Consider the following 24,423-nt stretch of genomic DNA (forward strand, 5'->3'; position numbering starts at 1 on the left):
TGTCGCGCGCAATGGTCCTCCACGCTGGTGCTGCCCGTGCGTGGCCGCCTCGTGGCTCTGAAGGGGAACGTGTGGACGCCGTCCTCGGTTTGTCGATGACTCCGACGTCGGTCGGCTTGGTCCTGGTCGAAGGCCAGGACGCCGACGGCGCCACGATGGATCGCGACTCCATCGCCTTCGCCGACGGTGACGTCCACTCCTCCGCACAGGCCACCGCCGCGGTGTTGCGCACCGAGGCCATCGCCGCGACCCGCGGGCTACGCCTGCACTCCATCGGCGTGACCTGGAGTGAAGACGCCGACCTTCAGGCCTCCATGCTGATGGAGTCGCTCACGGAGTCGGGTTTCGACAACGTCGTGGCGATCCGCATGCCCGAGGCCACCGAGGCGTTGGCCCGCGGCATCGCCGACGTGCTCGGCTACACGACCACCGCGGTCTGCGTGATCGAACCGGAATCGGTGATCTCGCTGATCGTCAACACCGGCGACGGAGCGGTGCAGACGGCGTTCAACCACTCCGTCGACTCCGACGAGGCCCTCATCAGCTGGCTGAGTACGGTCTTCACCCGTGCCGACTGGGCGCCCGAGGCGCTGGTGGTCGTCGGCTCGGCCGGTGACCTCGACCCCGTGCTGCACCAACTCGAAGACGCCCTGTCGGTCCCGGTGTACGCGCCGGAGGAGGCCAAGCTCGCCCTGGCCCGCGGGGCGGCCCTGGCCTCTGCGCAGACCACCGAGATGCCCCGCGCCGCGCTCGACGACGCATTCGTCGTGCCGGCCCGCCCCGACCGCGGCGAATACGACGCCCTCGGTGCGCGGACCGTGCGCCGCCGCACGCTCGCGACCGCCGGCCCCCTCGCGATGCTCGCCGTCGGCGCCGTCACCTTCGTCGTGTCCGTGTCGATCGCACTCACCACGCAGCTGACACCGGTGCGCACCGCCCAACCGAGCCGGCCCGTGCCCGCCGTCCGGGCCGACACCCCCGAGGTCGCCAAGGCCGTGCCGCCCGTGGCCCCGCCACCGCCGGTCGTGATTCCGGATCCCGTCGTCGAGGCCGCACCGCCGGCCCCGCCGTCGGAGGCGCCGCCACCGGTCTACGACGAGGCGCCCGTGGCGGTCGTCGACACGCCCGCCGAGGCGCCTCCCGTCGACCAGGGTCCGGTCGCTGCGCCCGACGCCCCGCCGGACGCACCTGCACCCGTCGACCCCGCCGTCGACCCGCCCATGGTCGGTACGCCACTGCCGCCGTCGGTCGCACCCCCGTACGTCGCACCGGTTCCCACTAAGAAGCCCGGCATCCTGACGCGCATCAAAGAGAAGCTGACGCCCGGACCCGGCTAGTTGACGACCTTCCCGACACCGGCGACCCGCGCCGCCCTGCGCCTCTTGCTTCGCCTCCTGATCGTGCTGGCGGTCGCGACCGCGTTGATCGTCGTCGAACTGACCTCGCGATCCGGGGTGGCGTGGCGGTTGATCACCTTCACCTATCAGGCCAACCTGCTGGCGGCGGCCTACTACGCGTGGACGCTGTTCTCGCCACGAGCCGACGACCGCGCCGGGTTGCGAGGTGCCGTCGTGCTCTACGTCGTGGTCGCCGGCCTGGTCTGGAACCTGCTGCTGACGGGTCGCAGCATGGGCTACACCCCGGCGAACTTCCTGCTACACGTCGTCGTGCCGGTGCTGGCGGTCGCGGACTGGGTGGTGATACGACGGGGCACCGCCCGCTGGTGGCAGCCGCTGCTCTGGCTGGCGTACCCCGCCGCCTACCTCGGCGTGGCGCTGGTGGTCCTCAACCGGGTCGGACGGCGCGCGCCCTACTACTTCCTCGACCCGGGCAGCATCGGCGCCGCCGCGGTGTCGGTGAACGTCGCGGTGCTCGCGGCGGGTTTCGTCGGTCTGGGCTACCTGCTCCTGGCGGTGGCTCGCCCGAAGTCGGCTAACGTCTCGCCGTCGCCGACCGATCTATCATCTAGCTAAGCCCGACACACCCGGAGGTTCTTCACACGTGCGTATGACTCTGCGACATGCGTTGGCGGTGGCGGGAATTGCGACCCTGCTGCTCAACGGTTCCGTCGGCACCGGACTTGCGGCGGCACCCGCACCGGTCGCCGTCGCAAACGTCTCCCCGGCGGCCGGGCAGGTGGTCGGCGTCGCCATGCCGGTTACGGTCACCTTCGCCGACGCCGTCGCCGATCGCGCCGCGGCGGAGCGGTCCTTCCGCGTCACCTCGGCCAACGCTCCGCAGGGCACCTTCGCGTGGCTGAAGGACGACGTCGTGCAGTGGACGCCGAGCAGCTACTGGCCGGCCCACTCGGTCGTCGCACTGTCGGTGGGGGGCGTCAAGACCAACTTCGAGGCGGGTGCGTCGGTCGTCGGCGTCGCCGACCTGGACGCCCACACCTTCACGGTGAGCGTCGACGGTCAGGTGGCCCGCACGATGCCGGCCTCGATGGGAAAGCCCAAGCACACCACCCCGATTGGCTCCTTCACCGCTCTGGAGAAGCAGTCGCCGGTCATCATGGACTCGCGCACCATCGGTATTCCGCTGAGCGATCCCGAGGGGTACAAGCTGACCGTGTACGACGCGGTGCGGGTCACCTGGGGTGGGGTGTACGTCCACGCCGCGCCGTGGTCGGTGGCCTCCCAGGGAAATGCGAACGTCAGCCACGGCTGCATCAACCTCAGCCCCGACAACGCGGCCTGGTACTACGACCAGGTCAGCATCGGGGATCCGATCATCGTCCAGGCGTAGCCCCGCTCCTGCCAAGCGCGGCCACTGTCTGCGCGTCGGCCGGGAGGAACGCCTCGATACTCACCTCGGCGGCCACGGGGTCCAGCGCGGTGCCGAACGTCGTCACCGTGCTGACGAAGGTCAGGACCGCACCGTCGAGTGCCTCCAGCACCAGCGGCACGACCACCGCATTCGGGTCGGACGCGGCGTCCGTGTCACCTGGATACCCCTCGACCTCCGCGAGCAGCACGGCCAGCGACGGCGAGCCGCTGGCGGCGACCTCGCGGCGCAAGCGGCCGACGACGTGGTGCCGCCACTGGCCGAGATTGCGGATGCGCGGCGCCAGCCCGTCGGGATGCAACGAGATGCGCAGGGCGTTGGGCGTGCTCAGCAACTCCGGTGCCACCCCGCGCAGCAGTACGTCGGCACCGCCGTTGGCGGCGACTACGCTCCACTCGCCGTCCACGGCCAGACAGGGGTAGGGCTCGTAGGCGGCGAGCATTCTGGCGACGCCGTCGCGGACGATCGCCAACTCGGGTTCGTCCCATGACCTTTCGACGTGCGCAGGTGCCAGGCCGGCCGCCAGCAGCAACTGGTTCCGATCGCGCGTCGGCACGTCGAGGGCCGTCGCCAGCCGCAGCACCATCGAGCGGCTGGGTGACGAGCGGCCGGTCTCCAGGAAGCTGACGTGCCGGGCGGAGGCGCCTGCCGTCAGGGCCAGGTCCAGCTGGCTCACTCGGCGGCGCTGCCGCCACCGACGCAGCAGCATCCCGAACGTCGCATCCTCGCTCATCGATTACCTCCGAGGTAATTGTCCGCATTACCCTTGGCCTGCACCCTGGAGGGTGACACACCGAGCGGGTGCGTCATCGACGAAGGGGCGACGATGCGAACCGTCCGCGAGATCCCGGTCCAGTCCCAGATTCCCCGCTGGCTGCGGTTCGTCCTGGCCTGCGACCGGGCCGGCTCGGCCTGGTACGTCGGGCTCGGTTTCTTCTTCGCGCCGGCACTGGTGCTGCTGTCGCCGTGGCCGACTCTGACCGTCGTCGCGTGGGTCGTGATCGCGCTCGCCGGACTGTGGCTGGGCCTGCTGGGGTTGGCGATGGCCACGGGCCTGGCCATGGTTCTGAAGTCGGGCGCCGAGATCCCCGAGGACTACTGGCGCTCGATCTTCGACTACTCGGTCACCGCGACGCCGAAGAACCGGTGTAGTCGACCTGCCAGTGTTTGATGCCGTTGAGCCAGCCCGACCGCAACCGCTCCGGCGCGGACAGGGGAGTGATGTCGGGCATCGCGTCGGCGATCGCGTTGAACATCAGGTCGATCGTCATCCGCGCCAGGTTGGTTCCTATGCAGTAGTGCGCCCCGGTGCCGCCGAATCCGACATGCGGGTTGGGGTCGCGCAGGATGTCGAAGGTGAACGGGTCGTCGAACACGTCCTCGTCGAAGTTGGCCGAGCGGTACATCATCACGACGCGCTGGCCCTTCGCGATGTGCACGCCCGAGAGCTCGGTGTCCTGCAACGCGGTGCGCTGGAACGACGTCACCGGCGTGGCCCACCGGACGATCTCGTCGGCGGTGGTCGCCGGGCGTTCCCGCTTGAACAGTTCCCACTGGTCGGGGAACTCGGCGAAGGCCATCATCCCCTGGGTGATCGAGTTGCGGGTGGTCTCGTTGCCCGCGACCGCGAGCAGGATGACGAAGAACCCCAGTTCGTCGTCGGAGAGCTTGTGACCCTCGACGTCGGCCTGGACGAGCTTGGTGACCAGATCCTCGCCCGGCTTGTCGGCACGCTCGGCTGCGAGTTGCATGCCGTAGGTGATCAACTCGACCGACGCGCTGATGGCGTCGTTGCCGGCGAACTCCGGATCGAGGTCGCCGACCATCTGATTGGACCAGTGGAACAGCTTCATGCGGTCTTCCTGCGGCACGCCCATCAAGCCCGCGATGGCCTGTAGCGGCAGCTCGCATGACACCTGCTCGACGAAGTCGCCGGTGCCCTCGGCCAGCGCCTTGTTCGCGATGTCCCGCGCGCGCTCGGCCAGTTCACCGCGCAGCCGTTCGACGGCACGCGGCGTGAAGGCCCGCGACACGATCTTGCGCAGATGGGTGTGGTGCGGCGCGTCCATGTTGAGCAGGACGAAGCGGCCGGTCTCGATCTGCGCGCCCACGGTGCCGTCGGCATAGCGCGGCAGGGCCGTCTTCTCCAGGCTCGAGAAGACGTCGCTGCGCCGCGACACCTCCTTGACGTCCTTGTGCTTGGACACGACCCAGAACCCGCCGTCGCCGAACCCGCCGACGTCGTCGGGTTGGGCGTTCCACCAGATCGGCGCGACCCGACGCATCTCCGCGAGCTCCTCCACCGGAAGGCGTTCGGCATAGACGTCCGGGTCGGTGAAGTCGAATCCGGGAGGTATGTGTGGGCTGGTCGCAGCGTTCGACATGGCGTGCACGCTCCTCGTGATGACGCGGTCTAACGGGATAACGCATTGCTACACCACTGATCGCAGGCACCGCGGCCGGTTTCGGAAAGTCGCGAGTAGAACGTGTTATCGCGCGCCGGCCGGGTCGGTCGAGTACCTGCTCGGGTATTGCCCTGTAACGAAAAAGGGGCGATCGTGGATGGACCCACTAGCAACATCAGTCCCTGAGGCCACAGGGGGAAGGGGTCACGCACCATGAGGGCACCACAGAGCGTCACGATCGCGATCGCAGCGTCGGGTTTCTTCCTGGCGGTGCTGGCCGCCGCGTCACCCGCGGGCGCGGATCCGCTCGATCCCGCTCCGCCGCCACCCGCACCGGCGGTGGTGCTTCCCGCACCCGGACCGCCGCCCGGGCCGGATGCCATTGTGCAGGCCGCGGCCCCCGCGGCACCGGTGGATCCCGCCGCGCCCGGTGCGCCCGCGCCGGCGGCTGATCCGGCCGCGGCTTTAGCGGTACCGCCGAACGGCGTGCCGCACCTTGCCAGCCCCGATGCCCTGCCGCCGGGGTCGACCATGGTGCCCCAGGACAACGACTCACCGAACGTCAGCTACCTCAAGGATTTGTGGCAGGCGGTACAGAACCACGAGATCAGCGGCAAGGAAGCCCTCATCATGGGTATGGCCCAGCGTGGCATGAACACGCCGATACCCGGTCAAGCGCCCGGTCCCAACGTCCCGTTGACCCCCGGCGACCCGGCGCCCGCACCCCCGCCGGCACCGGTCGCGGATCCGACTGCGCCGACCCCGTGACCGCGTCCGGGTCGGGCTACCAGACCCGGACGTAGTCGACGAGCATGTCCGCGGGGTAGGTGCCGCCCGAGGGATCCCCGCCGCCGGATCCGGCGACCGCCAGGTTCACGATCGGGAACAGCGTGTAACCAGGGGTGTTGAACGGCCAGTCCGGCAGCGCGCTGGCTGGCACGTCGAAGTACGGCTGCGCGCCGTCCACGTAGTCCTTCCAGAACCGGATGCCATTGGCGTCCCACTGGGTGCGCCAGGTGTGCCAGGCACTGTCCACCGCGATGGTCTGACTCGAGTGCTCGCCGCCGTTGAGCTTGGCGTGCACCGTGGTCCCCGGCGCCCAGCTGCCATTGCCGTACCACTCCATGATGTCGACCTCGCCACCGTTGACGGGGTTGTTGTTGGCCAGATACCACGCCGGCCACGCACCAGGAGTAAGGCAGTTCAGCTTGATTCGCGCCTCCCAGGTGGTACCGATCGGTCCGCGGTACTTGCCGAACAACTTGCCGCTGTAGAAGGTGTTGCCGTCCTTGGCCGCATGGAAGACGAGGTTGGACTTGCCGTCGAGATAGACGTTGCGTCGATCGTCGCGGTATTGCCCGACGTTGCCGGGCAGCTCCCAGAACGTCGGGTCCTCCATCGACTCGCGCTCCGTCGCGGTCTCCCACTTGGAGGCATCGGGCGCCGAGCCGGCAGGACCGTCGAATTCGTCGCGGAACAGGTACTTGACCGGCGCGGGAGCGGCGTGTGCAGTCGCTCCGGGAAGGGCGACCGCGGCGCCGAGCACGCCGATCCCCGTCATCAGCATCCGGCGACGATCCATTTCAGGCATGCCGACCATGTAAGTCGCATGGTCGCGCCGGGTGCAAGTCAGCCGAGACCGGCGATCGCCTCCACCCGCGCCGGAACGTGCTTGTGCCAGGGCGTGCCCGCGTAGGCATCCCGCCAATCGGTGGAGGTCAGGGCGTTGGGTGCCACGCCAGGTGTGGTCGACGAGCCGTCGGCCTCCCGGTAGTCGACTCCGTAGCCGTTGGGCAGCGAGACGTGCCCGGCCAGCATGGTGTCGGTGATCTCCACGGTCGCTTCGGCCGTACCCGCCGCCGTCGTGATCCTGGCGCGCCCTCCGTCGGCCAGTCCGATCGCGGTCGCGTCCTGGGGGCTGATCCGCAACGCGCCGTCGGCGTCACGCGTGCGCCAGCGCGGATTGCGCAGGATGTCGTTGGCGGTGAAGGCGCGCCGTTCCCCGGCGGAGAGCACCATCGGAAACTCCGTGCTGGTTAGTGCCGTCGGTGCGGACCGCAAGGCTCGGACGTCGTCGAGCAGCTCGGGGATCTCGACGGCGATCATGCGGTCGGGATGGGAGATCAACGCGAAGTCGTCGGCGTACTCGTGCACGGTGAACGTCACGCCGGACTTCTCGGCGAGGATTGCCTCGAACAGGGCGTTGCCGTCGGCGTGTCCGGCGCGCTGGACGGCCGCCGGGTAGGTCATGGCCGTCTTCTGCGCCAGGCCCCACAGGGCCGCCGCGCCGGCCAGGCCCTCGGGAAGTGCCGGCCCGAGCGTCTCGTACAACACGAACGGCAGCACCCGGCCCAGCTGCGGATTGGCGCCGACGGCGACCAGGAACGCCTGCGCGTAGGCGTCCAACCCCTCGGCGGCCGCCCGGCGCAGAGGCGTCAGCTCGGCGTCGTCGACCACGCCGAGCGCCCGGACCAGCCTCGCCCAGATCTCCGGCTCGGCCAGGGTGCCCGGCAGCGGCTCCATCACGGGGTGGCGCAGGTGAAAGGTGTTGTGCGGAAACTCGAGATTGAAGAACGTCGCCTCGGGCTTCTCGAACTGGCTCGCCGCGGGCAGCACGTAGTGCGCGAGCCGGGCTGTCTCGGTCATCGCGACGTCGACGACGACGAGCAGCTCGAGAGACCGAAGCGCCTCGGACACCGCGGCCGAATCCGCGACCGAGTGCGCCGGGTTGCTGCTCTCCACGATCATCGCGCGGAGGCGGTCGGGGTGGTCGGTCAGGATCTCCTGCGGCACCACGTTGCTGGGCACCAGCCCCGCGATGATCGGGGCGCCCGTGACCGGGGTGCGGCCGACGCCGGCAGGGCTGAAGAGCGGTGCGAACGACGAATGCAAATGCTGCGCACCACGTTTGGCGAAGTTGCCGGTGAGGATCCACAGCAATTTGTTCAGGTAGGAGCAGAGCGTGCTGTTGGGCGCCTGTTGAATGCCGAGATCCTCGAACACCGAAACGCTTGCCGCGCGGGCAATCCGACGGGATGCCGCACGCAGCAACTGCTCGTCGACGCCACACCGCTGCGCGTAGTCGACGATCGGCACCTCCGCGAGCACCTCGCGGACTGCCTCGGCACCGGTGACGTGCTCGGCGAGGAACGCCTCGTCGCAGAGTCGCTCCTGCACCAGCACCGCGGCCAGTGCCGCCAGGCACCACGCATCGGTCCCCGGCCGTACCCGCAGGTGAAAGTCCGCCAGCTTCGCCGTGTCGGTGACCACCGGGTCGATCACGATCATCGAGCGGGTCGGATCCTTGGCGATGTCGTTGAGCACCACCCTGGCTCGCGGAAAGCTCTGTGACATCCACGGGTTCTTGCCGACGAACACCGACACCTCGGCATGGTCGAACTCGCCACGGGTGTGCCCACCGTAGAGCTGAGCGTCGACCCAGTGTTCGCCAGTCTTCTCCTGCGCCAATGCATTCGACCGGTATCGCGAGCCAATGGCCTTGAGGAACGCTCCGCTGTAGGCACCGCCGAGGTGATTGCCCTGGCCGCCGCCTCCGTAGTAGAAGATCTTGTCGCCGCCGTGTTCGTCGCGGATCGTGGCGAAGCCCTCTGCGATCTCGGCGACGGCGGTGTCCCAGTCGATCTCCTCGTAGCTGCCGTCGGGCCGGCGGCGCAGCGGGGAGGTCAGCCGGTTGCCGCTGTTTTGGTAGTGGTCCAGGCGCAGCGCCTTGTTGCAGGTGTAGCCCTGCGATGCCGGATGATCCTTGTCGCCGCGGATCTTGACGAGCTTGCGGTCGTCGACCTGAACGATCACCCCGCAGTTGCACTCACAGAGGATGCATGCGGTCGGTTGCCAGTCAGCGGTCATCTCGGGTGCTCCCCATCTCGGCGTGCATCAGCGCCGCCAGTTGGCGGTGCGTCGAATCCAGTGGCGCGACGTCGCGGATCGCCCTGGCGATCACGACGGCGCCCTCGATCGAGGAGGTCAGGAACACCGCGAGTTCCCGCGCGCGGGGCACGGCGACGCCGTCGAGCACGAGGCGTTCGGCGATGAGGTCGATCCACCGCGTGAAGGCCGCGCCCGCGCGATCCAGCACCGGTCCATTGTCGGCTTCCACGGCCACTGCGACGACGGGGCAGCCCGCCCGGAAGTCGGATTCGACCAGCGCGTCGCGAAACCGGGTCACGACGGTGTCGAGGAGCTCGAGTCCGGTTGCGGTACTGGTGATCTGGGCCGCGACGTGGTCGGAGGCGAAGTCGACGGCTTCACTGAGGAGCTGGGTCCGTCCGCCGGGAAAGTGGTGATACGCCGAGCCGCGGGGAGCCCCGCTGTGCGCCAGAACGTCGGAGATGGCAGTCGAGTGGGCGCCGCGTTCGCGGATGAGCAGCGCCGTCGAGGAGATCATGCGTTCGCGGGGAGTCGCCATTATGTAGAGCAGCATACCATTATGTAGAGCAGCATACATAGCGTGCGGCTCGTCGGCAGAGCCAGTTCAGCGGCGTTTGAGCTCTTTGCCGTTGGCGGCCAGCACTTCGTCGGACAGGTCGGGGTCTGCCTGGGCAATGGCGCGAGCGATGATTTGCGCTCCGACCAGCTGGCTGAAGAGCGCGATGGCTTGCTCCCGCGCACGGCGCGGATCGAGCTTGGCGTGGTTCTCCTTCGCACCGTTCCGGAGCAGATCGGTGATCGCGGCGACGTAGCCGTGCAAACCGCGCACGTACTCCTCTTGAGCCTGGGCGGCGTGCCGTCCGGCGTCCGCGGCCAAGGTGGCCGACGGACATCCGTCTTCGGGGTGGTCGCGGTGCTCGGCGGACAGGTAACCGTCGACGATCGCGTTCAGTGCCGCCCGGCTGGAACGGGGGTGGGCGCCGACCAGGTCGTCGACCACACCGAGCGAGGCGGTGAAGCCCTGGTTGAGGACTTCCCGGGCGAGTTCGTCCTTGGATGCGAAGTGGTTGTAGAAACCGCCGTGGGTCATCCCGGCCGACTTCATGAGCTCGTCGATGCTGATGCCGTCGATGCCGCGAGCCTTGAAGCCCTGGCTGGCGGCGGCCACGATGCGCTCGCGGTTCAGCTCCTTCTGCTGCCGTGAGATACGAGGCAAGGGAATGTTCCTTCCTGGCGGACGCTGTCGAGTGATCCCGAGCGCGTCAAACCATCAATGGTGATCATCATCAAAGTACATGTCAATGCACGCCCGGAGCTTGACGCTATTGATGACGAATGGCATCATTATCTAATGATGACGCTGAGCATCGAAACGATGAAGCGCGTCCACTCGAGCGGTCAACCCGAAGGAAGTGTTTCGTGAATCAACCCGTCGTGGCATCAGAAGTGCCCAGCACGCCCATCCTCGACCTCGTCGGCAAGACCGCCGTCGTCACCGGGGGTAGCAAGGGCATCGGCGCGGCGATCGTCGCCAGATTCGTCAACGGCGGCGCCCGCGTCGTCACCTCCGGTCGATCCCACCCAGGCTCGCTGCCCATGGGGGTCGAGTACGTGGTCGCCGACGTCGCCACCGTCGACGGCGTGAACGAACTCGCCCGACGGGCCCAGGAGATCCTCGGCGACATCGACGTCGTCGTGAACAACGCCGGCGCATCGACGCCTCATCTAGGCGGTGTTCTCGACATCGACGACGCCGAATGGGTCCACGACCTCAACATCAACTTCCTGGCCGCTGTCCGGCTCAATGCCGCGCTGCTACCCGCGATGTATGCCCGCGGCAAGGGTTCGATCGTCAACGTGTCCTCGGCGGTGACGTTGAGCCCGCCGCCGCCGATGTTGCACTACGCCAGCGCCAAGGCGGCGTTGGCCACCTACACCACGGGTCTGGCGGCAGAAGCGGGCCCGCGTGGCGTGCGCGTCAACACCCTCACCCCCGGCAACGTCGCGTCGCCCGGCGCCGACGCCATTCGGCAAGCGTTCGTCGGCACGGTTGCCTCCGACGGACCGGAGGCTGGTGGCACCGCGATCCCGCTCGGCCGAATGGGCGAAGGATCCGACATCGCCGAAGCGATCGCCTTCCTCGCTTCTGACCGGGCCGCGTGGATCACCGCAAGCAACCTCGTCGTCGACGGCGGCCAGGTTCAGGCCAGCTAGACGCTGGCCGCCTCGTTGAGGAGGTTGAGCGTGCCCGTCGCCTCCAGGTATTCCTGCACCCAGCGCTCGATGACGGCCGAGGTCTTCTCCACCTTGGAGAACTGACCGACCACCTGACCCACCGGGTTGAACGCGACGTCGACGGACTCGTTGGGGTACTTGTTGGTGGCGGCCACCGCGAGCCCGGACACCATGAACTGCAACGGCATTCCCAATGGCTTGGGGTTGTCCGGGTTCTCCCACGCCTCGGTCCAGTCGTTCTTCAGCATCCGGGCGGGCTTGCCCGTGAACGAGCGGCTCCGCACGGTGTCGCGGCTGCCCGCCTTGACGTAGGCCGCCTGCTGCACCGGGGTGTTCTCGGCCTCCTCGACCATCAGCCATTGCGACCCGGTCCAGGCGCCCTGTGCGCCGAGGGCCAACGCCGCGGCGATCTGCTGACCGCTGCCGATGCCGCCAGCGGCCAGCACGGGCACCGGCGCCACCTCCTTGACCACCTGCGGCCACAGCACGATCGAGCCGATCTCGCCGCTGTGACCGCCCGCCTCGCCGCCCTGGGCGATGATCACGTCGACCCCTGCATCGGCGTGCTTGCGGGCCTGGCTCGGGGATCCGCACAGCGCGGCCACGGTGCGGCCCTCGGCGTGGATGTGGTCGATCATGTCCTTCGGCGGGGTGCCCAGCGCGTTGGCGATCATCGTCATCTTCGGGTGCTTGAGCGCCACCTCGACCTGCGGCGTCGCCGTGGCCTCGGTCCAGCCGAGCAGTTGCAGGGTGCTTTCGTTGTCCTCGGCGGTCAGCGGCACGCCGTGGTCGGTGAGGATCTTCTTGGCGAAGTCGAGGTGCTCCTGGGGCACCATGTCGACCAGCATCTTCGTCAACTCGTCAGCCGACAGGTTGGAGTCCATCCCCTCGTACTTGTTGGGGATGACGATGTCGACGCCGTAGGTGTGATCGCCGATGTGCTCGTCGATCCAGTTCAGCTCCACCTCCAGTTGCTCGGGGCTGAAGCCGACCGCGCCGAGCACCCCGAATCCGCCGGCCTTGCTGACCGCCACGACGACGTCTCGGCAGTGGGTGAAGGCAAAGATCGGAAACTCGATCCCGAGTCGGTCGCAAAGCGGAGTGTGCATGGGAATCGCTCCTCGAGGTGGCGTGCAGTGAAACGGGACGAACTGGAACGTGTTCTAGTTTAGTACCTCGGCGTCGATCCCGTGGCCACTGGGCGCCCGCCGTACGATGAGCGCACTCGACCGCCGGAGTTCTCCGATCGCGAGGCATGCCGTGACGCAGTGGCTCCACCACTCCCTGGTGCTGGCCTCGGATCATCGCGCCACCCATCCCGAACGGGTCGGAACGCTGCTGCGGCGCCGGCAAGCCGCGCTCGCCGAGATCGGCGCCCACCACGTCCTGGTGTACGCGTCGATCACAGATCCCGAGCGCGTGCTGGTCGTCATCGCCGTACACGCCCGCGAGCCACTGCTGGACATCCTGCATTCGCGTGCCGTCTTCGAGTGGTTCGACGCGGTCGGCGTGGACGACATCCCGGCCGTGTTCGCCGGTGAGCTGGTCGAGACGCTGACCGTCGACGCCACGGACCCAGCCACCGTCCCCGAGGTCGTGGTGTCCATGGTGACGCCGGTCGACGACCTCGAGGGGTTGCGCGAGCACGTCAACGACCGCGGCGCGGAGCTGCTCTCGGCGGGTGTGCGGCGGCTGACGGTCTTCACCGCCCTCGACGACCCACTGGAGGTGATGATGCTGCTGCAGATCCACGACGAGGCGCACGCGCAGCACTGGCTCCGGTATTCCGACCTGGCGTCCGAGTGGCTCACCACGGCCGGTGTCGGCGCTTATCCGCCGGTGTTCGTCGGACGCCTCCACAGCCTGGTGCGCGTCGACCCGCGGCGCCGCTGATCGACGCCGACGCGCAGGACGGGCCAGCCCTGGCGAAGCGCCTCGGCTGCCAACCCGGCCCGCGGGTTGACCGGACGCGGATGGCCGATCACCCTCATCAGCGCCACGTCCTCGTCGCCGTCGGCGTAGAAGTAACTGCTCGGCAGGTCGACGTCGCAGCCGTTGGCGAACCGGGCCACCGCCGCGGCCTTGTTCGGGCCCCACACGATCGGTGCGACGACGCCGCCGGTCAGAAGTCCGTCGCCGTCGACCTCGAAGTGGTTGCAGATGACGGTGTCGATGCCGAGGTAGCGCGCGACGGGCTCGGCATGGATCGCCAGAGCCGAGGAACTGAGCACCACCGTGTGGCCGCGGTCCTGATGGGCGCGGACCACCGCCTGCATCTGGGTGAAGATCCGGCGCTCGATGTGACGACGGAACAGATATTCGCCCAGGTCGTCGAGCTCGGCGATGGAATCACCCCGCAGGTAGCCCGCGGCGCGCACGACGAGGCGCTCGAACTCCATCCGCCCCAGCCGGTACCGCACCGAGGCTTCGAGCACCCCCAACACCTCGCCGAGGCTGGCCTGGCGGGCGTGGACGCGATGGCCGGCGTGCGCCGTCGCCGTGAACCCCGAGACCAGCGTGCCGTCCAGGTCGAAGAAGGCACCCACGCGCCGGCTGGGCGGGGCTGCGGCGATGTCGTCGAGCAGCAGCGCGACGGGCTGATCGGAGTTCATTTCACTCCAGGTATACAGGGGAGTGGCGACCGCCGGACGTCGGCGGCCCCCGGGCACGATGGCGCGAACCACCGGCTGATAGGGACGACGGAGCAACCATCGGATAGGTTCGTGGTCGGCGGTTTCGAATTCGCGCCGGGTTCAGCCAGAGCCCCAGTGAACGAGAATCACGGCGCCGCGCCAACTGTGCCGCGGTTGAACATGGAAGACGGGCTTTGAACGAACAACGGGAATCGACCGATGGCACCTCGACGGCATCTGGCTCGACCTGCGAAGTCAACGAACGGTTGATCGGTCAGGTTGCCGTCGTCGCCACCTCGGGTGTCGTCGACATGATCACGGCGCCGCAACTAGAGGACGCCATCACCGCAGCGCTGGCCAAGTCGCCGGCAGGCCTCGTCGTGGACTTGACCGAGGTCGAGTTCCTCGCGTCGGCGGGCATGGGCGTGCTGGTCGCCGCCCACGACGCCGCGCCGGAGGGCGTCGACATCCTGATCGTCGCCGACGGGCCCGCCACCAGCCGCCCCCTCAAGCTGGTCGGCATCGCCGACATCATGCCCCTGCACGCGACTCTCGACGAGGCGCTCGCCACCTTCACGGCCTGAGCACGCGTAGACGCTCCACCGACTGGGTACCACCTCCTTGCGATGATCGACTCAATCACCAAGACAGTCACCAGCGCAGAACGCCTCGAGCGAGTGGGCGTACCTGCGGAGGCCAACGCCGCCGCCAAGACCCGCGACGACTTCTCCCGGTGGCTCCAAGGCACCTTCGACCTCGAACCCCACAAGGCCAACGACCTGGTCCTGGCGATCTACGAGGCGCTCGCCAACGTCGCCGAATTCGCCTACTCGTCAACCGGGTACCGCGGCACCATGGATCTCAGCGCCACCCACGACCCGAACGAGGCGGCGCTCACCGTCACCGTCGCCGATCGCGGCCGGTGGCGCACGGCACCATCGCATCCCGCCGACCGCACCCGTGGCCGCGGTATTGCGCTGATGAAGGCCCTCTCCGACCGGGCGTCTATTCAGACCTCCACCACGGGGACGACGGTGCGCCTGGTGTGGACGGGCATCCACCGGCGCTGACGCACACTCAGTCCAAGATGACCACGCCTCTGCCCGTCGGCATCGGAAGGTCGAGGGTCGTGCGAATGCCAGGCGCTGCCGCGATCACGTCCGGAATCGAGTTCACGATGCGGGCTGCGGCCGCGAGGATGGCCGCGTAAGGCGCGCCGCCGTGTGCACTGGTCGGCACCACGTCGGCGAAGTACGAGGGCTCCCCGGTGATTTCGATGCGGTAGGAGCCACCCGGATGCGCCGGCTGGGCCCAGTCTGGGCGCAGGTTGGCCCGCAGCCGGGTGACGTGCTCCACGACGATGACGGGCTTGCCGCCGACCATTCCCTCGATCTGGAAGCGCAGCGCGGCCACCGTGCCCTTCGCGATGCGCCCGGCGGCGACCTCGAGGTCCTCGGGGGCCGGTTCCTGCTCGACCGAATCCCTGATCTCGTCGACCTCGACGCCCAATCCGGCGGCGAGCTGGCGAATCGCCGTGCCCCAGGCGATGCTCAGCACTCCGGGCTGAAACAGCATGGGGAATTCGCCGATCGGGTTGCCGAAGCCCATCACGTCGAACATCACCGTGACGCCGTCGTAGGTGGAGTAGTCGGCAATCTCCATCGTGCGCACCTGCTGAATGCTCTGGCATGTGCTCGCCAACGCGAACGGCAGCAGGTCGGTGGCGAAGCCGGGGTCGACGCCGGTGATGAAGACACTCGAATTGCCTTGTCGAGCAGCATCTTCCACGCGCTCGATGAACTTGTCCGGTACCACCTGCCAGGGATACTGCAACACCCCGGGTGCCGAGCCCACCACGTCGATGCCCGCACCGAGCAACAGCCGGACGTCGGCCATCGCCTCCTTCAGGCGAACGTCGCCCATCGCGCAGTAGACGGCGCAATCCGGTGCGGCAGCCACGATCGACTCCAGGTCGTCGACGGCCAGGATGCCCGTCGTCGCGTCGAGGCCTGCGAGCTCGCCGGCGTCCTTGCCGACCTTGGCCGCCGAGGACACCCACACGCCCGTCAGTTCGAAGCGCGGGTCGGTGATCAGCTGCCGCAGGGCGAGGCTGCCGCAGTTGCCGGTGCCGATGAGTGCGACGCGGATCGCCATGGGTCCTCCTTCGAACGGATGCCCAGCAGTATGCGGTTCCGGCGCCGGAATTGGAACAAGTTCTAGTTCGAAATGGGGATGCGGTAGCCTGACCCGTCATGGGACGCGTGGACGAAAAAGTTGCACTGATCAGCGGCGGGGCGCGGGGGATGGGTGCGGCGCACGCCCGGATGCTGGTAGCCGAGGGCGCAAAAGTGATCATTGGTGACATCCTCGACGAGGAGGGCAAGGCGCTCGCCGAGGAGATCGGCGACTCCGCGCGCTACGTGCACCTCGACGTCACCGAGGCCGACCAGTGGGGGGCCGCCGTCAACACCGCGGTCTCCGAATTCGGCAAGCTCAACGTCCTGGTCAACAACGCCGGCATCGTGGCGCTGGGCAAGATCGGCAGCTTCGACATGGCCAAGTGGCAGAAGGTCATCGACGTCAACCTCACCGGCACGTTCCTCGGCATGCAGGCCTCCGTCGAGGCCATGAAGGCGGCCGGCGGCGGCTCCATCATCAACGTGTCCTCGATCGAGGGTCTGCGCGGCGCGCCGATGGTGCACCCCTACGTGGCGACCAAGTGGGCCGTGCGCGGCCTGGCCAAGTCCGCGGCGATCGAGCTGGGCAAGTTCAACATTCGGATCAACTCGCTGCACCCGGGCTTCATCCGGACCCCGATGACCAAGCACTTCCCGGACGACATGGTGACCGCCCCGCTCGGCCGGCCCGGCGAGTCCGACGAGGTGGCCACCTTCGTGGTGTTCCTCGCCAGCGACGAGTCGTCGTTCGCCACCGGATCGGAGTTCGTCGTCGACGGCGGCCTGGTGACCGACGTCCCGCACAAGGACCTGTTCTAGCCCGAGCCGTCTGATCTGCGCATCGGCGACGCGCTCTGCCCCGTCGGCGGGCGCCAGGCACAATGAGGGACCCCCACGTCATCTGACGTACCCCCATGCCAGGACGGAGTAGCCCCATCGCGCCCAAGATGCGCCGCACCGCCGTCCTGGGCTTCGTGGTTCTGCTCGTCGTGCTCGTCCTGAGCGTCGGGGACGTTCCCCGCTTCGCCAGGCCCGAACCGCCCGCCAAGGACATCGCACTCTCGGACGGCTGGCAGCTGGCCTCGGCGCGCGAGGTCGCCGACGACGGTGCGACGATCTCGCGCGCGGATTACCGCCCACCACCGAAGGGGTGGCACGACGTCCGGCGGATGCCCGCCACCGTCCTGCAGGCCCTGCAGGCCGACGGCACCTACCCGAACCTCTACTACGGCAAGAACCTCCTCGACGAGGTGCCTCAGGACCTGTGGAAGCAGGATTGGTGGTACCGCACCACCTTCGACGCCGAGGCCGGGCACCGCACCTACCAACTCGACTTTCCCGGCATCAACTACCGCGCCGAGATCTGGCTCAACGGCCAACTCGTCGCCGACGACCGGCAGATCGTCGGCATGTACGTCGACCACGAGCTCGACGTCAGCCGGTGGATCCGGCCCGGGCAGCCCAACACGCTTGCGGTCAAGGTGACCCCGGAGCGGTCCCTACAGGACGTCGACGGGGTCGAGCTCGCCGACAGCTGGTTCGACTGGATCAACTGGAACTACCTGGGCTACCAGGGACCCGGCAAGAATCCCGGCAACGGAAACTCCTTCGTCGCCGACCGCAACGCCGGCGTCTGGAAACCTGTGACACTGCGGATGTCCGGCGCGGTGGCGATCGCCGCGGCCACGGTGAACACCGATCTGCCCCTGCCGAATACCGACAGCGCCCGGTTGTCGATCTTCACGAACCTGCGCAACTTCTCCACCGACCGCATCCGGGGCGTGCTGCGGGCCACCATCAGCCGTACCGGAAAGCCCGACGTCGAGGTGGAGAAGGCGGTCAGCCTGGGTCCCGGCGAACGCCGTGACGTCGACTTCACCGCCGACGACTTCGGCCAACTCACCGTCTCGCAGCCGGAGCTCTGGTGGCCGTACACGATGGGTACGCCCAAGCTGTACGACCTGCACCTCGAGTTCCGCCAATTCGGCAGCGCGGTCGACGACACCCGTCAGCGCTTCGGCGTGCGCAGCGTCACCCAGTTCCGCGACGACGACGACCGCTTCCCCGAACTGGGCAGCGGCGGCAACTTCTACCTGCAGGTCAACGGGCGCGACTTCCTGGTCCGCGGCGCGACCTACACCCCGGACCTGCTCTACGCCTACGACCCCGCCCGCGAGGACGCCATCCTGTCCTACGTCCGCGACCTCGGCCTGAACATGCTGCGGCTGGAGTCGAAGATCCCCGACGAGGGCTTCGCCGAGAAGGCCGACGAGTTGGGCATCCCGCTGATGGTCGGCTGGATGTGCTGCAACCAGTGGGAGAAGTGGCCCCAGTGGGACGACGAGGACAACCGCGTCGCCCGCGACAGCCTGCGCTCGCAGATCACCATGCTCCGCTCGCACGCCTCGGCCTTCGTGTGGGCCAATGCCAGCGACGGACGGCCGCCGGACCGGGTGCGCGAGGACTACCACCAGATCCTGCGAGACCTGCACTGGCAGAACGCCGTCGTAGACACCGTGTCGTCCTACGTCACCGACGCCACGGGCAAGCGACTGTGGGACGGCATCCAAATGGCCGGGCCCTACACGTGGCGACCGCCGTCGTACTGGTTCAGCGGCAAGTACCGCGCGGCCCGCGGCGCGTCGGCCGAACAAGGCGACAACGAACACATTCCGCCGTTCGCGAGCCTGCAGGAGTTCATTCCGCCCGACAAGCTGTGGCCCATCAACGACTACTGGTACTTCCACGCCGGTTCCAACCCCGACAACACCGCATTGACCAGCACCCAGCTGGCCGTCAACCGGCGCTACGGCGCCTCGGGCAGCGCCTACGAGTTCGCCCGCAAGGCCCAACTCGCGCACTACGAGTCCACCCGGGCGCAGTTCGAGTCCTACGCCGCCCTCGGCTGGGCCGGGCACAAGATGACCATCTACTGGATGCTCAACAACCACTGGCCCTCGTTCTTCGGCAATCTCTTCGACTACTACCTGCGCCCCGGCGGGGCCTACTACGGCGCCAAGCAGGGCCTGCGGCCGATCTCGGCGGTGTTCGACTCGTATGCGACCGGTGACCGCAGCCAGGCCAACGTCACCCTGGTCAACCAGACGCCGAACGAGGCGAAGGACCTCCGCGTGCGCGTGCGCGTCTACGACCTGCAGGGCAGGGTCCGCGACGACCAGACCAGCCCCACCCTGACCGTGGGTTCCGGTGGGACCGCACGGGCGCTCACCCTGCCGCGGGAGGCGCGCGACTCCCGGGTCTTCTTCGTCCGCTGCGAGGTGCTCGACGCCGCGGGCAAGGTCGTCGACGAGAACGTGTACTGGCAGTCGCAGGTCAACGACGACGTCGGCAACCCCGACGGGGACTTCGCATTCGAGCTGCACCAGGACACGTGGGCCGACATGACCCCGCTGAACTATCTGGCGAAGGTGCCCCTGGCGGTGACGGCGAGACGGTCCGGGGCCGGGGTGGTGATCTCGCTGCGCAACCCCACCAAGCAGGTGGCCTTCTTCGAACGGGCCGAGGTGACGGCGACCCGCGACGGCGACGAGGTGCTCCCCATCACCTACGACGACAACTACGTGACCGTGTTTCCGGGCGAGACCGTGGACGTCCGCGCGACGCTGCCGGCCGGCTCGGCGCCCGCCGACTGGGTGCGCGTCACCGGGTACGACACCGCCCCGGTGGTGGTGCCGGTCTCCTGAGCCGACGGCGTGCGCAACCACCACGCCGTGACGGCCAGTACGACGGCGAAGAGCGCCAGGTAGGCCGCCGGAAGGACGACGTCCCACCGCCCGCCCGGCCGCAGCGACAACAGGCCCGTCTCCGGAGTGTCCCCCGGGGCCGACGTGACCCAGCCGGCGAACACGACCCACGACGACCACGTCGACACCAGCGCCGCTCGGCTGCCCACCACGTAGGCGCGGTGACCGAGGTGAATCGCCAGTGGTACCACCCACACCCAGTGGTGGCTCCAACTGAACGGCGACAGCGCCGCCGAGGCCATCCCGGCGACCGCCACCCCGAGCACCGAGTGACCTCGACGCCACGCCAACACGGCGACCGCCAACGCGGCGAGCGCCAACGCCCCCGTCGTGCCGACCATCGGCGCGCCGCCGAGGTGCAGCCGGATGAACAGGCCCTTGAGGCTGGTGTTGGCGACGGGGTCGCTGGTGATCCGCGCGACGTCGTCGAAACCCCCGCGGAGCCAGAAGTACGTGGAGTCGCGGGGCAGCACGAGGAACCCGACGACGACCGTCGCGAGGAACGTCGCCGTCGCCGTCACCGCTGCCCGCCGCCGACCGGTGAACACCAGGTAGACGACGAACAGGGCCGGGGTGAGCTTGACTCCGGCGACCAGACCGATGCCCACACCGGCCCACCGGCGCGTGTCCGGGCCGAGCAGGTCGGCGACCACGACCGCCAGGATCAGCAGATTCACCTGTCCGAGCTGCAGCGACAACCGCACGGGATCGAGCCAGCAGAGCAACCCGGTCAACAGCGCGCCGAGACCCCACAGCCCGGCCGCGGTGCCGACCCCGAGCCGCACCAGCGAGCGTCGGACCACGAAGACCAGCAGCGCGGCATTCCCGACGAGCCCGATCACCTGCGCGGTCGCCGAGGTGACCAGGGTCAGCGGCACCGCGCACAGTGCCGCGAAGGGGGTGTAGTCGAACAGCAGCGTCCGCGGGTTGCCGGTCAACCCGATCGAGTACAAGTCCGCACCCGCGAGCACCCGTCGCGCACCGAACCGGTAGACGAGCAGGTCGACCTGGGTGGCGAGGCTCGTCCACCGCAGGTACATCCCGACGTACGCGACGAGCGCTACGAGGAGGACGACCGGCCCGTAGACGCGCATCCACGCGTTCGGCTTGATCGACATCCTGGCGAAGCTACCGAGACCCGCTGGACGGTTCCTGAGAGTCGGTTCCCGAAAGCCGGGGTGCCCGCACGGGACGCAACGGCTACCGCAAGGATGTCCCCATGAGCTCATCCGAAGAGGACGTGGCTGAGGAGATGGCGATGACCACGAAGGACCTCCGGTCAGAACTCGCAGACACCACCGCCGCCGCGGGCTGGACCCGCCGCATCGACGGCCGCGTGGACATCTACCTCCGCGGCGAGACTCGCGTACGCGTCATCTGGCGAGGCGACGACGCCATCAGCGGGGGGTCGCGGTTCCAGGAGGACAACCTGGAGACGTACTCGCGGGATCTGAACACGGTGAAGGGCTGGCTGGCCCGCTGACCGGCGCCCCGCGCCGGGCACGGAAGGCCTGTGCCGGCGCCCCGCGCCGGGCACGGAAGGCCTGTGCCGGCGCCCCGCGCCGGGCCAGGTAGGCCTGCACCGCCGACGCGGCGACCGGCAGGGTGGACAGTCCTGCGATCACCACCACCATAAGCTCGAGGTGGTCGTCGACGAACGGCACGCTCCCCAGGTGAAAGCCCACCACGGTGAGACCGACGCCCCACAGCACCGCACCGAGCACGTCGTAGACCAGGAACACGCGGTAGCGCATCGCCGAGGCTCCGGCGATGACGGGCATGAACGTGCGCACCACGCCGACGAAGTGCCCGATCACGATGGCCTTGCGCCCGTGCCGGGAGAAGAACCTCTGCGACGACGTCAGGTAGTGCTTCTTGAAGATTCGGGCGTCCTCCTTGGCGAAGATCGCCGGACCGAGCCGCCACCCGATGAGATACCCGACCTGTCCGCCCGCCACGGCTGCCAGCGCGGCGCAGGGCGCCAGCGTCCACACGTCGACCGGTGCGTCGGCCTGGGCCGCCAGCAGACCCGAGGTGAACAGCAGCGTGTCCCCGGGCAGGAAGGGGCACAGCAGCCCCGTCTCGACGAAGACGATCAGCATCACCCCCGGCAGCACCGCCGAGCCGAACAGGCCGTCGTGACCCAGCCAGTACATCGGATCGAGGATGGCGGGCAGGGCGCTGACCACGGAGGTCGTCACGGGTGCCGACGGTAGCCGCCGGACATTGCCGCCCGGCCAACGACACCCGACCGCCGGGGGTCGTAATGTCTTACTACGTGAGCGCTCGCGCGGGAATCGTCGTCACCGGAACCGAAGTCCTCACCGGCCGCGTCCAGGACCGCAACGGACCCTGGCTCGCCGACCGGCTGCTCGAGTTGGGCGTCGAGTTGGCGCACGTCACGATCTGCGGCGACCGGCCGGCCGACATCGAGGCCCAATTGCGCTTCCTCGCCGGCGAGGGCGTCGACCTCATCGTGACCAGCGGTGGGCTCGGCCCCACCGCAGACGACATGACGGTGGCCACGGTCGCGAAGTTCTGCGGCCGCGAGCTGGTCGTGGACGCGGCGCTCGAGGCGACCATCGCCGACATCCTGAAGAAGATGATGAGCCGTTCGCAGTCCTGGGCCGGCGCCGACTTCGAGGCCGTGATGGCGGCCAACCGCAAGCAGGCGATGGTGCCCGTGGGATCCGAGATCCTGGGTCCGGTGGGCACGGCGCCGGGCGTCGTCGTGCCGGGTGCGGCGGGTCAGCCGGCGGTGGTGGTGTTGCCCGGACCGCCGCGCGAGTTGCAACCCATGTGGGACAAGGCGATTGGCACCGACGCCGTTGCGCAGGCGCTGGCGGGCCGCACCGAGTTCACCCAGGCGACGATTCGCATGTTCGGACTGCCAGAGTCCGCCCTGGCCGAGACCCTGCGCGACGGTGAGGCCTCGATCGCCGACTTCGACCGGCTCGAGATCACCACCTGTCTGCGACGCGGCGAGCTCGAGATCGTCACCCGGTACGAACCCGATGCCGCCCCGGTGTACGCCGACCTGCTGGCGCTGTTGACCGACCGGCACGGCGAGCAGTTGTTCTCCACCGACGGCGCGCTGGTCGACGATCAGATCGCCACGCTGCTGGCGGGCCGGACGATCGCGACGGCCGAATCCTGCACGGCGGGAATGGTTGCCGCGCGACTCACCGACCGGGCCGGCTCGTCGGACTACGTGGCGGGTGGGGTGGTCAGCTACTCGAATCAGGCCAAGATGGACCTGCTCGGGGTGGACGCCGACCTGCTGGCGGCCCACGGCGCGGTATCCGAACCCGTGGCCGAGGCGATGGCCGCGGGCGCCCTGACCCGCTTCGGCGCCGACACCGCGGTCGCGATCACCGGCATTGCCGGCCCCGGCGGGGGAAGTGCCGAGAAGCCGGTCGGCACCGTGTGCTTCAGCGTGCGGCTGGCCGAGGGGCCGACGCTGACCCGGACCCTGCGGCTGCCCGGCGACCGATCCGACGTCCGCGAACGGTCGACCACCGTGGCGATGCACATGCTGCGAAGCATCCTCACCGCACCCGGCGACACCGACTGAGTGCCGATGTCCTTCTCGCTCAGCGACTCCGAGCTTCACGATCGTCTCGATCGACTGCCGGTGCTCGCCGGGCGCGAGCGCGTCGTGGAGGATCTGGTCGGCGGGCTCACCAACCGCAACGTCAAGGTCACCACCGCCGACGGGGTGTACGTGGCGCGGTGCTCGGGCAGTGACCCGGAGTTGCTGGCCATCGACCGCGACGACGAGTACTTCAACTCCTGCGCCGCCGAGCAGGCCGGGGTGGGCGCACCCGTCGTCGACTACCGTCCGGACCTCGGCATCCTGCTGATCGGTTATCTCGACGGTGTCACTCTGACCGCGGCGGACTTCGCGCGCGACGACGTGATCGCCAGGGCCGCCGTGGCCTGCCGGACGCTGCACGACGGGCCCCGGTTCCGCAACGACTTCGACATGTTCGCTCGCCAGGCGGCATACCTGCGAATCGTCGAAACGCACGGATTCCGGCTGCCGGACGGCTATCTCGAGTTCGCCGACCAGTTCGCGGCCATCCGCAAGGTTCTGAACCGTCCTCACCCGGTCACGGTGCCGTGCAACAACGATCTGCTGGCGGCCAACTTCGTCGACGACGGCGGGAAGATCTGGCTGATCGACTACGAGTACTCCGGCAACAACGACCCGTGTTTCGAGCTGGGCAACATCTGGCGCGACAACGGGTTGTCCCTCGACCAGCTCGAGGCATTGGTCACCGCGTACTACGGGCGGACCACCGGCCCCGAGGTGGCCAGGGCGCGGCTGCAGGGCACCGTCTCCCAGTACGGCTGGACGTTGTGGGGCTGCATCCAAGACGGCAGCAGCGCAATGGACTTCGACTTCTGGGAGTGGGCGATGGAACGCTACGAGAACGCCGTCGAGGAGTTCAGGGGCCGCGACTTCGCCCGCCTGCTCGACGACGCCGCTGCGGCGGGACGAGACATGGGAGAGACGATGTGACCAGCGTCA

Annotated in this window: 23 protein-coding genes and 2 pseudogenes; 14 read left to right on the forward strand and 11 right to left on the reverse strand. The window is 68.6% G+C overall.

The annotated features are described in order from the left end of the window. The first annotated feature begins 71 nt into the window (after positions 1-71). The 3 genes from ABZ195_RS25530 to ABZ195_RS25540 are packed head-to-tail and all read left to right on the forward strand — an operon-like array spanning position 72 to position 2,748. Positions 72-1,337 carry a hypothetical protein gene (locus ABZ195_RS25530; RefSeq protein ID WP_355222688.1) on the forward strand — a complete coding sequence of 422 codons (1,266 nt, stop codon included), beginning with the start codon at positions 72-74 and terminating at the stop codon, positions 1,335-1,337. Next, on the forward strand, positions 1,338-1,973 hold the full coding sequence (locus tag ABZ195_RS25535) for a Pr6Pr family membrane protein (RefSeq protein WP_355222689.1): 636 nt from the start codon (positions 1,338-1,340) through the stop codon (positions 1,971-1,973). Positions 1,974-2,007: 34 nt separating this feature from the next. Next, positions 2,008-2,748, forward strand: a complete 741-nt coding sequence (locus ABZ195_RS25540) for a L,D-transpeptidase (protein ID WP_355222761.1) — start codon at positions 2,008-2,010, stop codon at positions 2,746-2,748. Here ABZ195_RS25540 and ABZ195_RS25545 read toward each other — a convergent pair. Continuing rightward, positions 2,732-3,520: a helix-turn-helix transcriptional regulator gene (locus ABZ195_RS25545; RefSeq protein WP_355222690.1), complete on the reverse strand. Its 789-nt coding sequence runs from the start codon at positions 3,518-3,520 to the stop codon at positions 2,732-2,734. The two genes, ABZ195_RS25540 and ABZ195_RS25545, sit on opposite strands and share 17 nt — an antisense overlap. Before the next feature lie 93 nt (positions 3,521-3,613). On the opposite strand from ABZ195_RS25545, the gene ABZ195_RS25550 reads away from it, so the two are divergent. Further along, positions 3,614-3,958 (forward strand): hypothetical protein, encoded by a 345-nt coding sequence (locus tag ABZ195_RS25550; RefSeq protein ID WP_355222691.1) that lies wholly within the window; start codon positions 3,614-3,616, stop codon positions 3,956-3,958. Here ABZ195_RS25550 and ABZ195_RS25555 read toward each other — a convergent pair. Next, complete coding sequence (locus tag ABZ195_RS25555) at positions 3,912-5,171, reverse strand: cytochrome P450 (protein ID WP_355222692.1); 1,260 nt, start codon at positions 5,169-5,171, stop codon at positions 3,912-3,914. The two genes, ABZ195_RS25550 and ABZ195_RS25555, sit on opposite strands and share 47 nt — an antisense overlap. Positions 5,172-5,405: 234 nt before the next feature. On the opposite strand from ABZ195_RS25555, the gene ABZ195_RS25560 reads away from it, so the two are divergent. Further along, positions 5,406-5,960, forward strand: coding sequence for a hypothetical protein (locus tag ABZ195_RS25560; protein WP_355222693.1), 555 nt, complete (start codon positions 5,406-5,408; stop codon positions 5,958-5,960). 16 nt (positions 5,961-5,976) lie between these two features. Here ABZ195_RS25560 and ABZ195_RS25565 read toward each other — a convergent pair whose 3' ends face one another. The 4 genes from ABZ195_RS25565 to ABZ195_RS25580 all read right to left on the reverse strand — a co-directional run bounded on the left by ABZ195_RS25565 (position 5,977) and on the right by ABZ195_RS25580 (position 10,296). Beyond that, positions 5,977-6,783, reverse strand: coding sequence for a glycoside hydrolase family 16 protein (locus ABZ195_RS25565; protein WP_355222694.1), 807 nt, complete (start codon positions 6,781-6,783; stop codon positions 5,977-5,979). A 38-nt stretch (positions 6,784-6,821) separates the two neighbouring features. Further along, entirely contained in the window at positions 6,822-9,059 is a 2,238-nt protein-coding gene (locus ABZ195_RS25570; protein WP_355222695.1) for a molybdopterin-dependent oxidoreductase, read from the reverse strand. Further along, on the reverse strand, positions 9,049-9,618 hold the full coding sequence (locus ABZ195_RS25575; RefSeq protein WP_355222696.1) for a TetR/AcrR family transcriptional regulator: 570 nt from the start codon (positions 9,616-9,618) through the stop codon (positions 9,049-9,051). The genes ABZ195_RS25570 and ABZ195_RS25575 overlap by 11 nt, the downstream gene beginning before the upstream one ends. Positions 9,619-9,684: 66 nt before the next feature. Further along, a complete protein-coding gene (locus tag ABZ195_RS25580) occupies positions 9,685-10,296 on the reverse strand; it encodes a TetR/AcrR family transcriptional regulator (protein WP_355222697.1) in 612 nt (203 codons plus the stop codon). A gap of 203 nt (positions 10,297-10,499) precedes the next feature. Here ABZ195_RS25580 and ABZ195_RS25585 point away from each other — a divergent pair, with 203 nt between their 5' ends. Next, positions 10,500-11,294, forward strand: coding sequence for an SDR family oxidoreductase (locus ABZ195_RS25585; RefSeq protein WP_355222698.1), 795 nt, complete (start codon positions 10,500-10,502; stop codon positions 11,292-11,294). Here ABZ195_RS25585 and ABZ195_RS25590 read toward each other — a convergent pair. Further along, positions 11,291-12,424, reverse strand: a complete 1,134-nt coding sequence (locus tag ABZ195_RS25590) for a nitronate monooxygenase family protein (protein WP_355222699.1) — start codon at positions 12,422-12,424, stop codon at positions 11,291-11,293. The two genes, ABZ195_RS25585 and ABZ195_RS25590, sit on opposite strands and share 4 nt — an antisense overlap. A gap of 151 nt (positions 12,425-12,575) precedes the next feature. Here ABZ195_RS25590 and ABZ195_RS25595 point away from each other — a divergent pair, with 151 nt between their 5' ends. Beyond that, positions 12,576-13,208, forward strand: coding sequence for a fatty-acid--CoA ligase (locus ABZ195_RS25595; protein ID WP_355222700.1), 633 nt, complete (start codon positions 12,576-12,578; stop codon positions 13,206-13,208). Here ABZ195_RS25595 and ABZ195_RS25600 read toward each other — a convergent pair. Continuing rightward, the gene (locus tag ABZ195_RS25600) at positions 13,145-13,927 is read right to left on the reverse strand and encodes an HAD-IB family hydrolase (RefSeq protein WP_355222701.1); all 783 of its coding nucleotides are present in this window, start codon (positions 13,925-13,927) and stop codon (positions 13,145-13,147) included. The genes ABZ195_RS25595 and ABZ195_RS25600 overlap by 64 nt on opposite strands. A gap of 215 nt (positions 13,928-14,142) precedes the next feature. Between ABZ195_RS25600 and ABZ195_RS25605 the strand changes: the two genes are divergently transcribed. Together ABZ195_RS25605 and ABZ195_RS25610 are read left to right on the forward strand one after the other, a co-directional pair. Beyond that, positions 14,143-14,532: an STAS domain-containing protein gene (locus ABZ195_RS25605; RefSeq protein ID WP_355222702.1), complete on the forward strand. Its 390-nt coding sequence runs from the start codon at positions 14,143-14,145 to the stop codon at positions 14,530-14,532. Between the two features lie 42 nt (positions 14,533-14,574). Beyond that, positions 14,575-15,018: an ATP-binding protein gene (locus ABZ195_RS25610; protein ID WP_355222703.1), complete on the forward strand. Its 444-nt coding sequence runs from the start codon at positions 14,575-14,577 to the stop codon at positions 15,016-15,018. A 7-nt stretch (positions 15,019-15,025) separates the two neighbouring features. Here ABZ195_RS25610 and ABZ195_RS25615 read toward each other — a convergent pair whose 3' ends face one another. Further along, complete coding sequence (locus ABZ195_RS25615; RefSeq protein WP_355222704.1) at positions 15,026-16,102, reverse strand: diacylglycerol kinase; 1,077 nt, start codon at positions 16,100-16,102, stop codon at positions 15,026-15,028. A gap of 98 nt (positions 16,103-16,200) precedes the next feature. On the opposite strand from ABZ195_RS25615, the gene ABZ195_RS25620 reads away from it, so the two are divergent. Further along, positions 16,201-16,944, forward strand: a complete 744-nt coding sequence (locus ABZ195_RS25620; protein ID WP_355222705.1) for a glucose 1-dehydrogenase — start codon at positions 16,201-16,203, stop codon at positions 16,942-16,944. Positions 16,945-17,039: 95 nt separating this feature from the next. Further along, positions 17,040-19,829 carry a sugar-binding domain-containing protein gene (locus tag ABZ195_RS25625; protein WP_355222706.1) on the forward strand — a complete coding sequence of 930 codons (2,790 nt, stop codon included), beginning with the start codon at positions 17,040-17,042 and terminating at the stop codon, positions 19,827-19,829. 290 nt (positions 19,830-20,119) lie between these two features. On the opposite strand, the pseudogene ABZ195_RS25630 reads toward ABZ195_RS25625, so the two are convergent. Next, positions 20,120-21,118, reverse strand: a pseudogene (locus tag ABZ195_RS25630) (glycosyltransferase family 87 protein); the annotation flags it as partial. Between the two features lie 29 nt (positions 21,119-21,147). On the opposite strand from ABZ195_RS25630, the gene ABZ195_RS25635 reads away from it, so the two are divergent. Then, positions 21,148-21,372, forward strand: coding sequence for a hypothetical protein (locus tag ABZ195_RS25635; protein WP_355222762.1), 225 nt, complete (start codon positions 21,148-21,150; stop codon positions 21,370-21,372). Between the two features lie 70 nt (positions 21,373-21,442). Here ABZ195_RS25635 and ABZ195_RS25640 read toward each other — a convergent pair. Further along, positions 21,443-22,045: pseudogene (locus ABZ195_RS25640) on the reverse strand (VTT domain-containing protein); the annotation flags it as partial. A gap of 122 nt (positions 22,046-22,167) precedes the next feature. On the opposite strand from ABZ195_RS25640, the gene ABZ195_RS25645 reads away from it, so the two are divergent. Both ABZ195_RS25645 and ABZ195_RS25650 read left to right on the forward strand, forming a co-directional pair. Next, complete coding sequence (locus ABZ195_RS25645) at positions 22,168-23,463, forward strand: competence/damage-inducible protein A (RefSeq protein WP_355222707.1); 1,296 nt, start codon at positions 22,168-22,170, stop codon at positions 23,461-23,463. Positions 23,464-23,469: 6 nt separating this feature from the next. After that, positions 23,470-24,414, forward strand: coding sequence for a phosphotransferase (locus tag ABZ195_RS25650; protein WP_355222708.1), 945 nt, complete (start codon positions 23,470-23,472; stop codon positions 24,412-24,414). Positions 24,415-24,423 lie beyond the last annotated feature (9 nt).

Origin of the sequence: Mycobacterium sp. NPDC006124 (assembly GCF_040614235.1) — a bacterium.
Classification (GTDB): domain Bacteria; phylum Actinomycetota; class Actinomycetes; order Mycobacteriales; family Mycobacteriaceae; genus Mycobacterium.

Coding starts and splice junctions, on each gene's coding strand:
- ABZ195_RS25555 (WP_355222692.1), bottom strand. CDS start 5,171: ATGTCGAACGCTGCGACCAGCCCACACATACCTCCCGGATTCGACTTC.
- ABZ195_RS25590 (WP_355222699.1), bottom strand. CDS start 12,424: ATGCACACTCCGCTTTGCGACCGACTCGGGATCGAGTTTCCGATCTTT.
- ABZ195_RS25540 (WP_355222761.1), top strand. CDS start 2,008: ATGACTCTGCGACATGCGTTGGCGGTGGCGGGAATTGCGACCCTGCTG.
- ABZ195_RS25545 (WP_355222690.1), bottom strand. CDS start 3,520: ATGAGCGAGGATGCGACGTTCGGGATGCTGCTGCGTCGGTGGCGGCAG.
- ABZ195_RS25550 (WP_355222691.1), top strand. CDS start 3,614: ATGCGAACCGTCCGCGAGATCCCGGTCCAGTCCCAGATTCCCCGCTGG.
- ABZ195_RS25620 (WP_355222705.1), top strand. CDS start 16,201: ATGGGACGCGTGGACGAAAAAGTTGCACTGATCAGCGGCGGGGCGCGG.
- ABZ195_RS25650 (WP_355222708.1), top strand. CDS start 23,470: ATGTCCTTCTCGCTCAGCGACTCCGAGCTTCACGATCGTCTCGATCGA.
- ABZ195_RS25600 (WP_355222701.1), bottom strand. CDS start 13,927: ATGAACTCCGATCAGCCCGTCGCGCTGCTGCTCGACGACATCGCCGCA.
- ABZ195_RS25625 (WP_355222706.1), top strand. CDS start 17,040: ATGCCAGGACGGAGTAGCCCCATCGCGCCCAAGATGCGCCGCACCGCC.
- ABZ195_RS25635 (WP_355222762.1), top strand. CDS start 21,148: ATGACCACGAAGGACCTCCGGTCAGAACTCGCAGACACCACCGCCGCC.
- ABZ195_RS25615 (WP_355222704.1), bottom strand. CDS start 16,102: ATGGCGATCCGCGTCGCACTCATCGGCACCGGCAACTGCGGCAGCCTC.
- ABZ195_RS25575 (WP_355222696.1), bottom strand. CDS start 9,618: ATGGCGACTCCCCGCGAACGCATGATCTCCTCGACGGCGCTGCTCATC.
- ABZ195_RS25565 (WP_355222694.1), bottom strand. CDS start 6,783: ATGCCTGAAATGGATCGTCGCCGGATGCTGATGACGGGGATCGGCGTG.
- ABZ195_RS25560 (WP_355222693.1), top strand. CDS start 5,406: ATGAGGGCACCACAGAGCGTCACGATCGCGATCGCAGCGTCGGGTTTC.
- ABZ195_RS25570 (WP_355222695.1), bottom strand. CDS start 9,059: ATGACCGCTGACTGGCAACCGACCGCATGCATCCTCTGTGAGTGCAAC.
- ABZ195_RS25610 (WP_355222703.1), top strand. CDS start 14,575: ATGATCGACTCAATCACCAAGACAGTCACCAGCGCAGAACGCCTCGAG.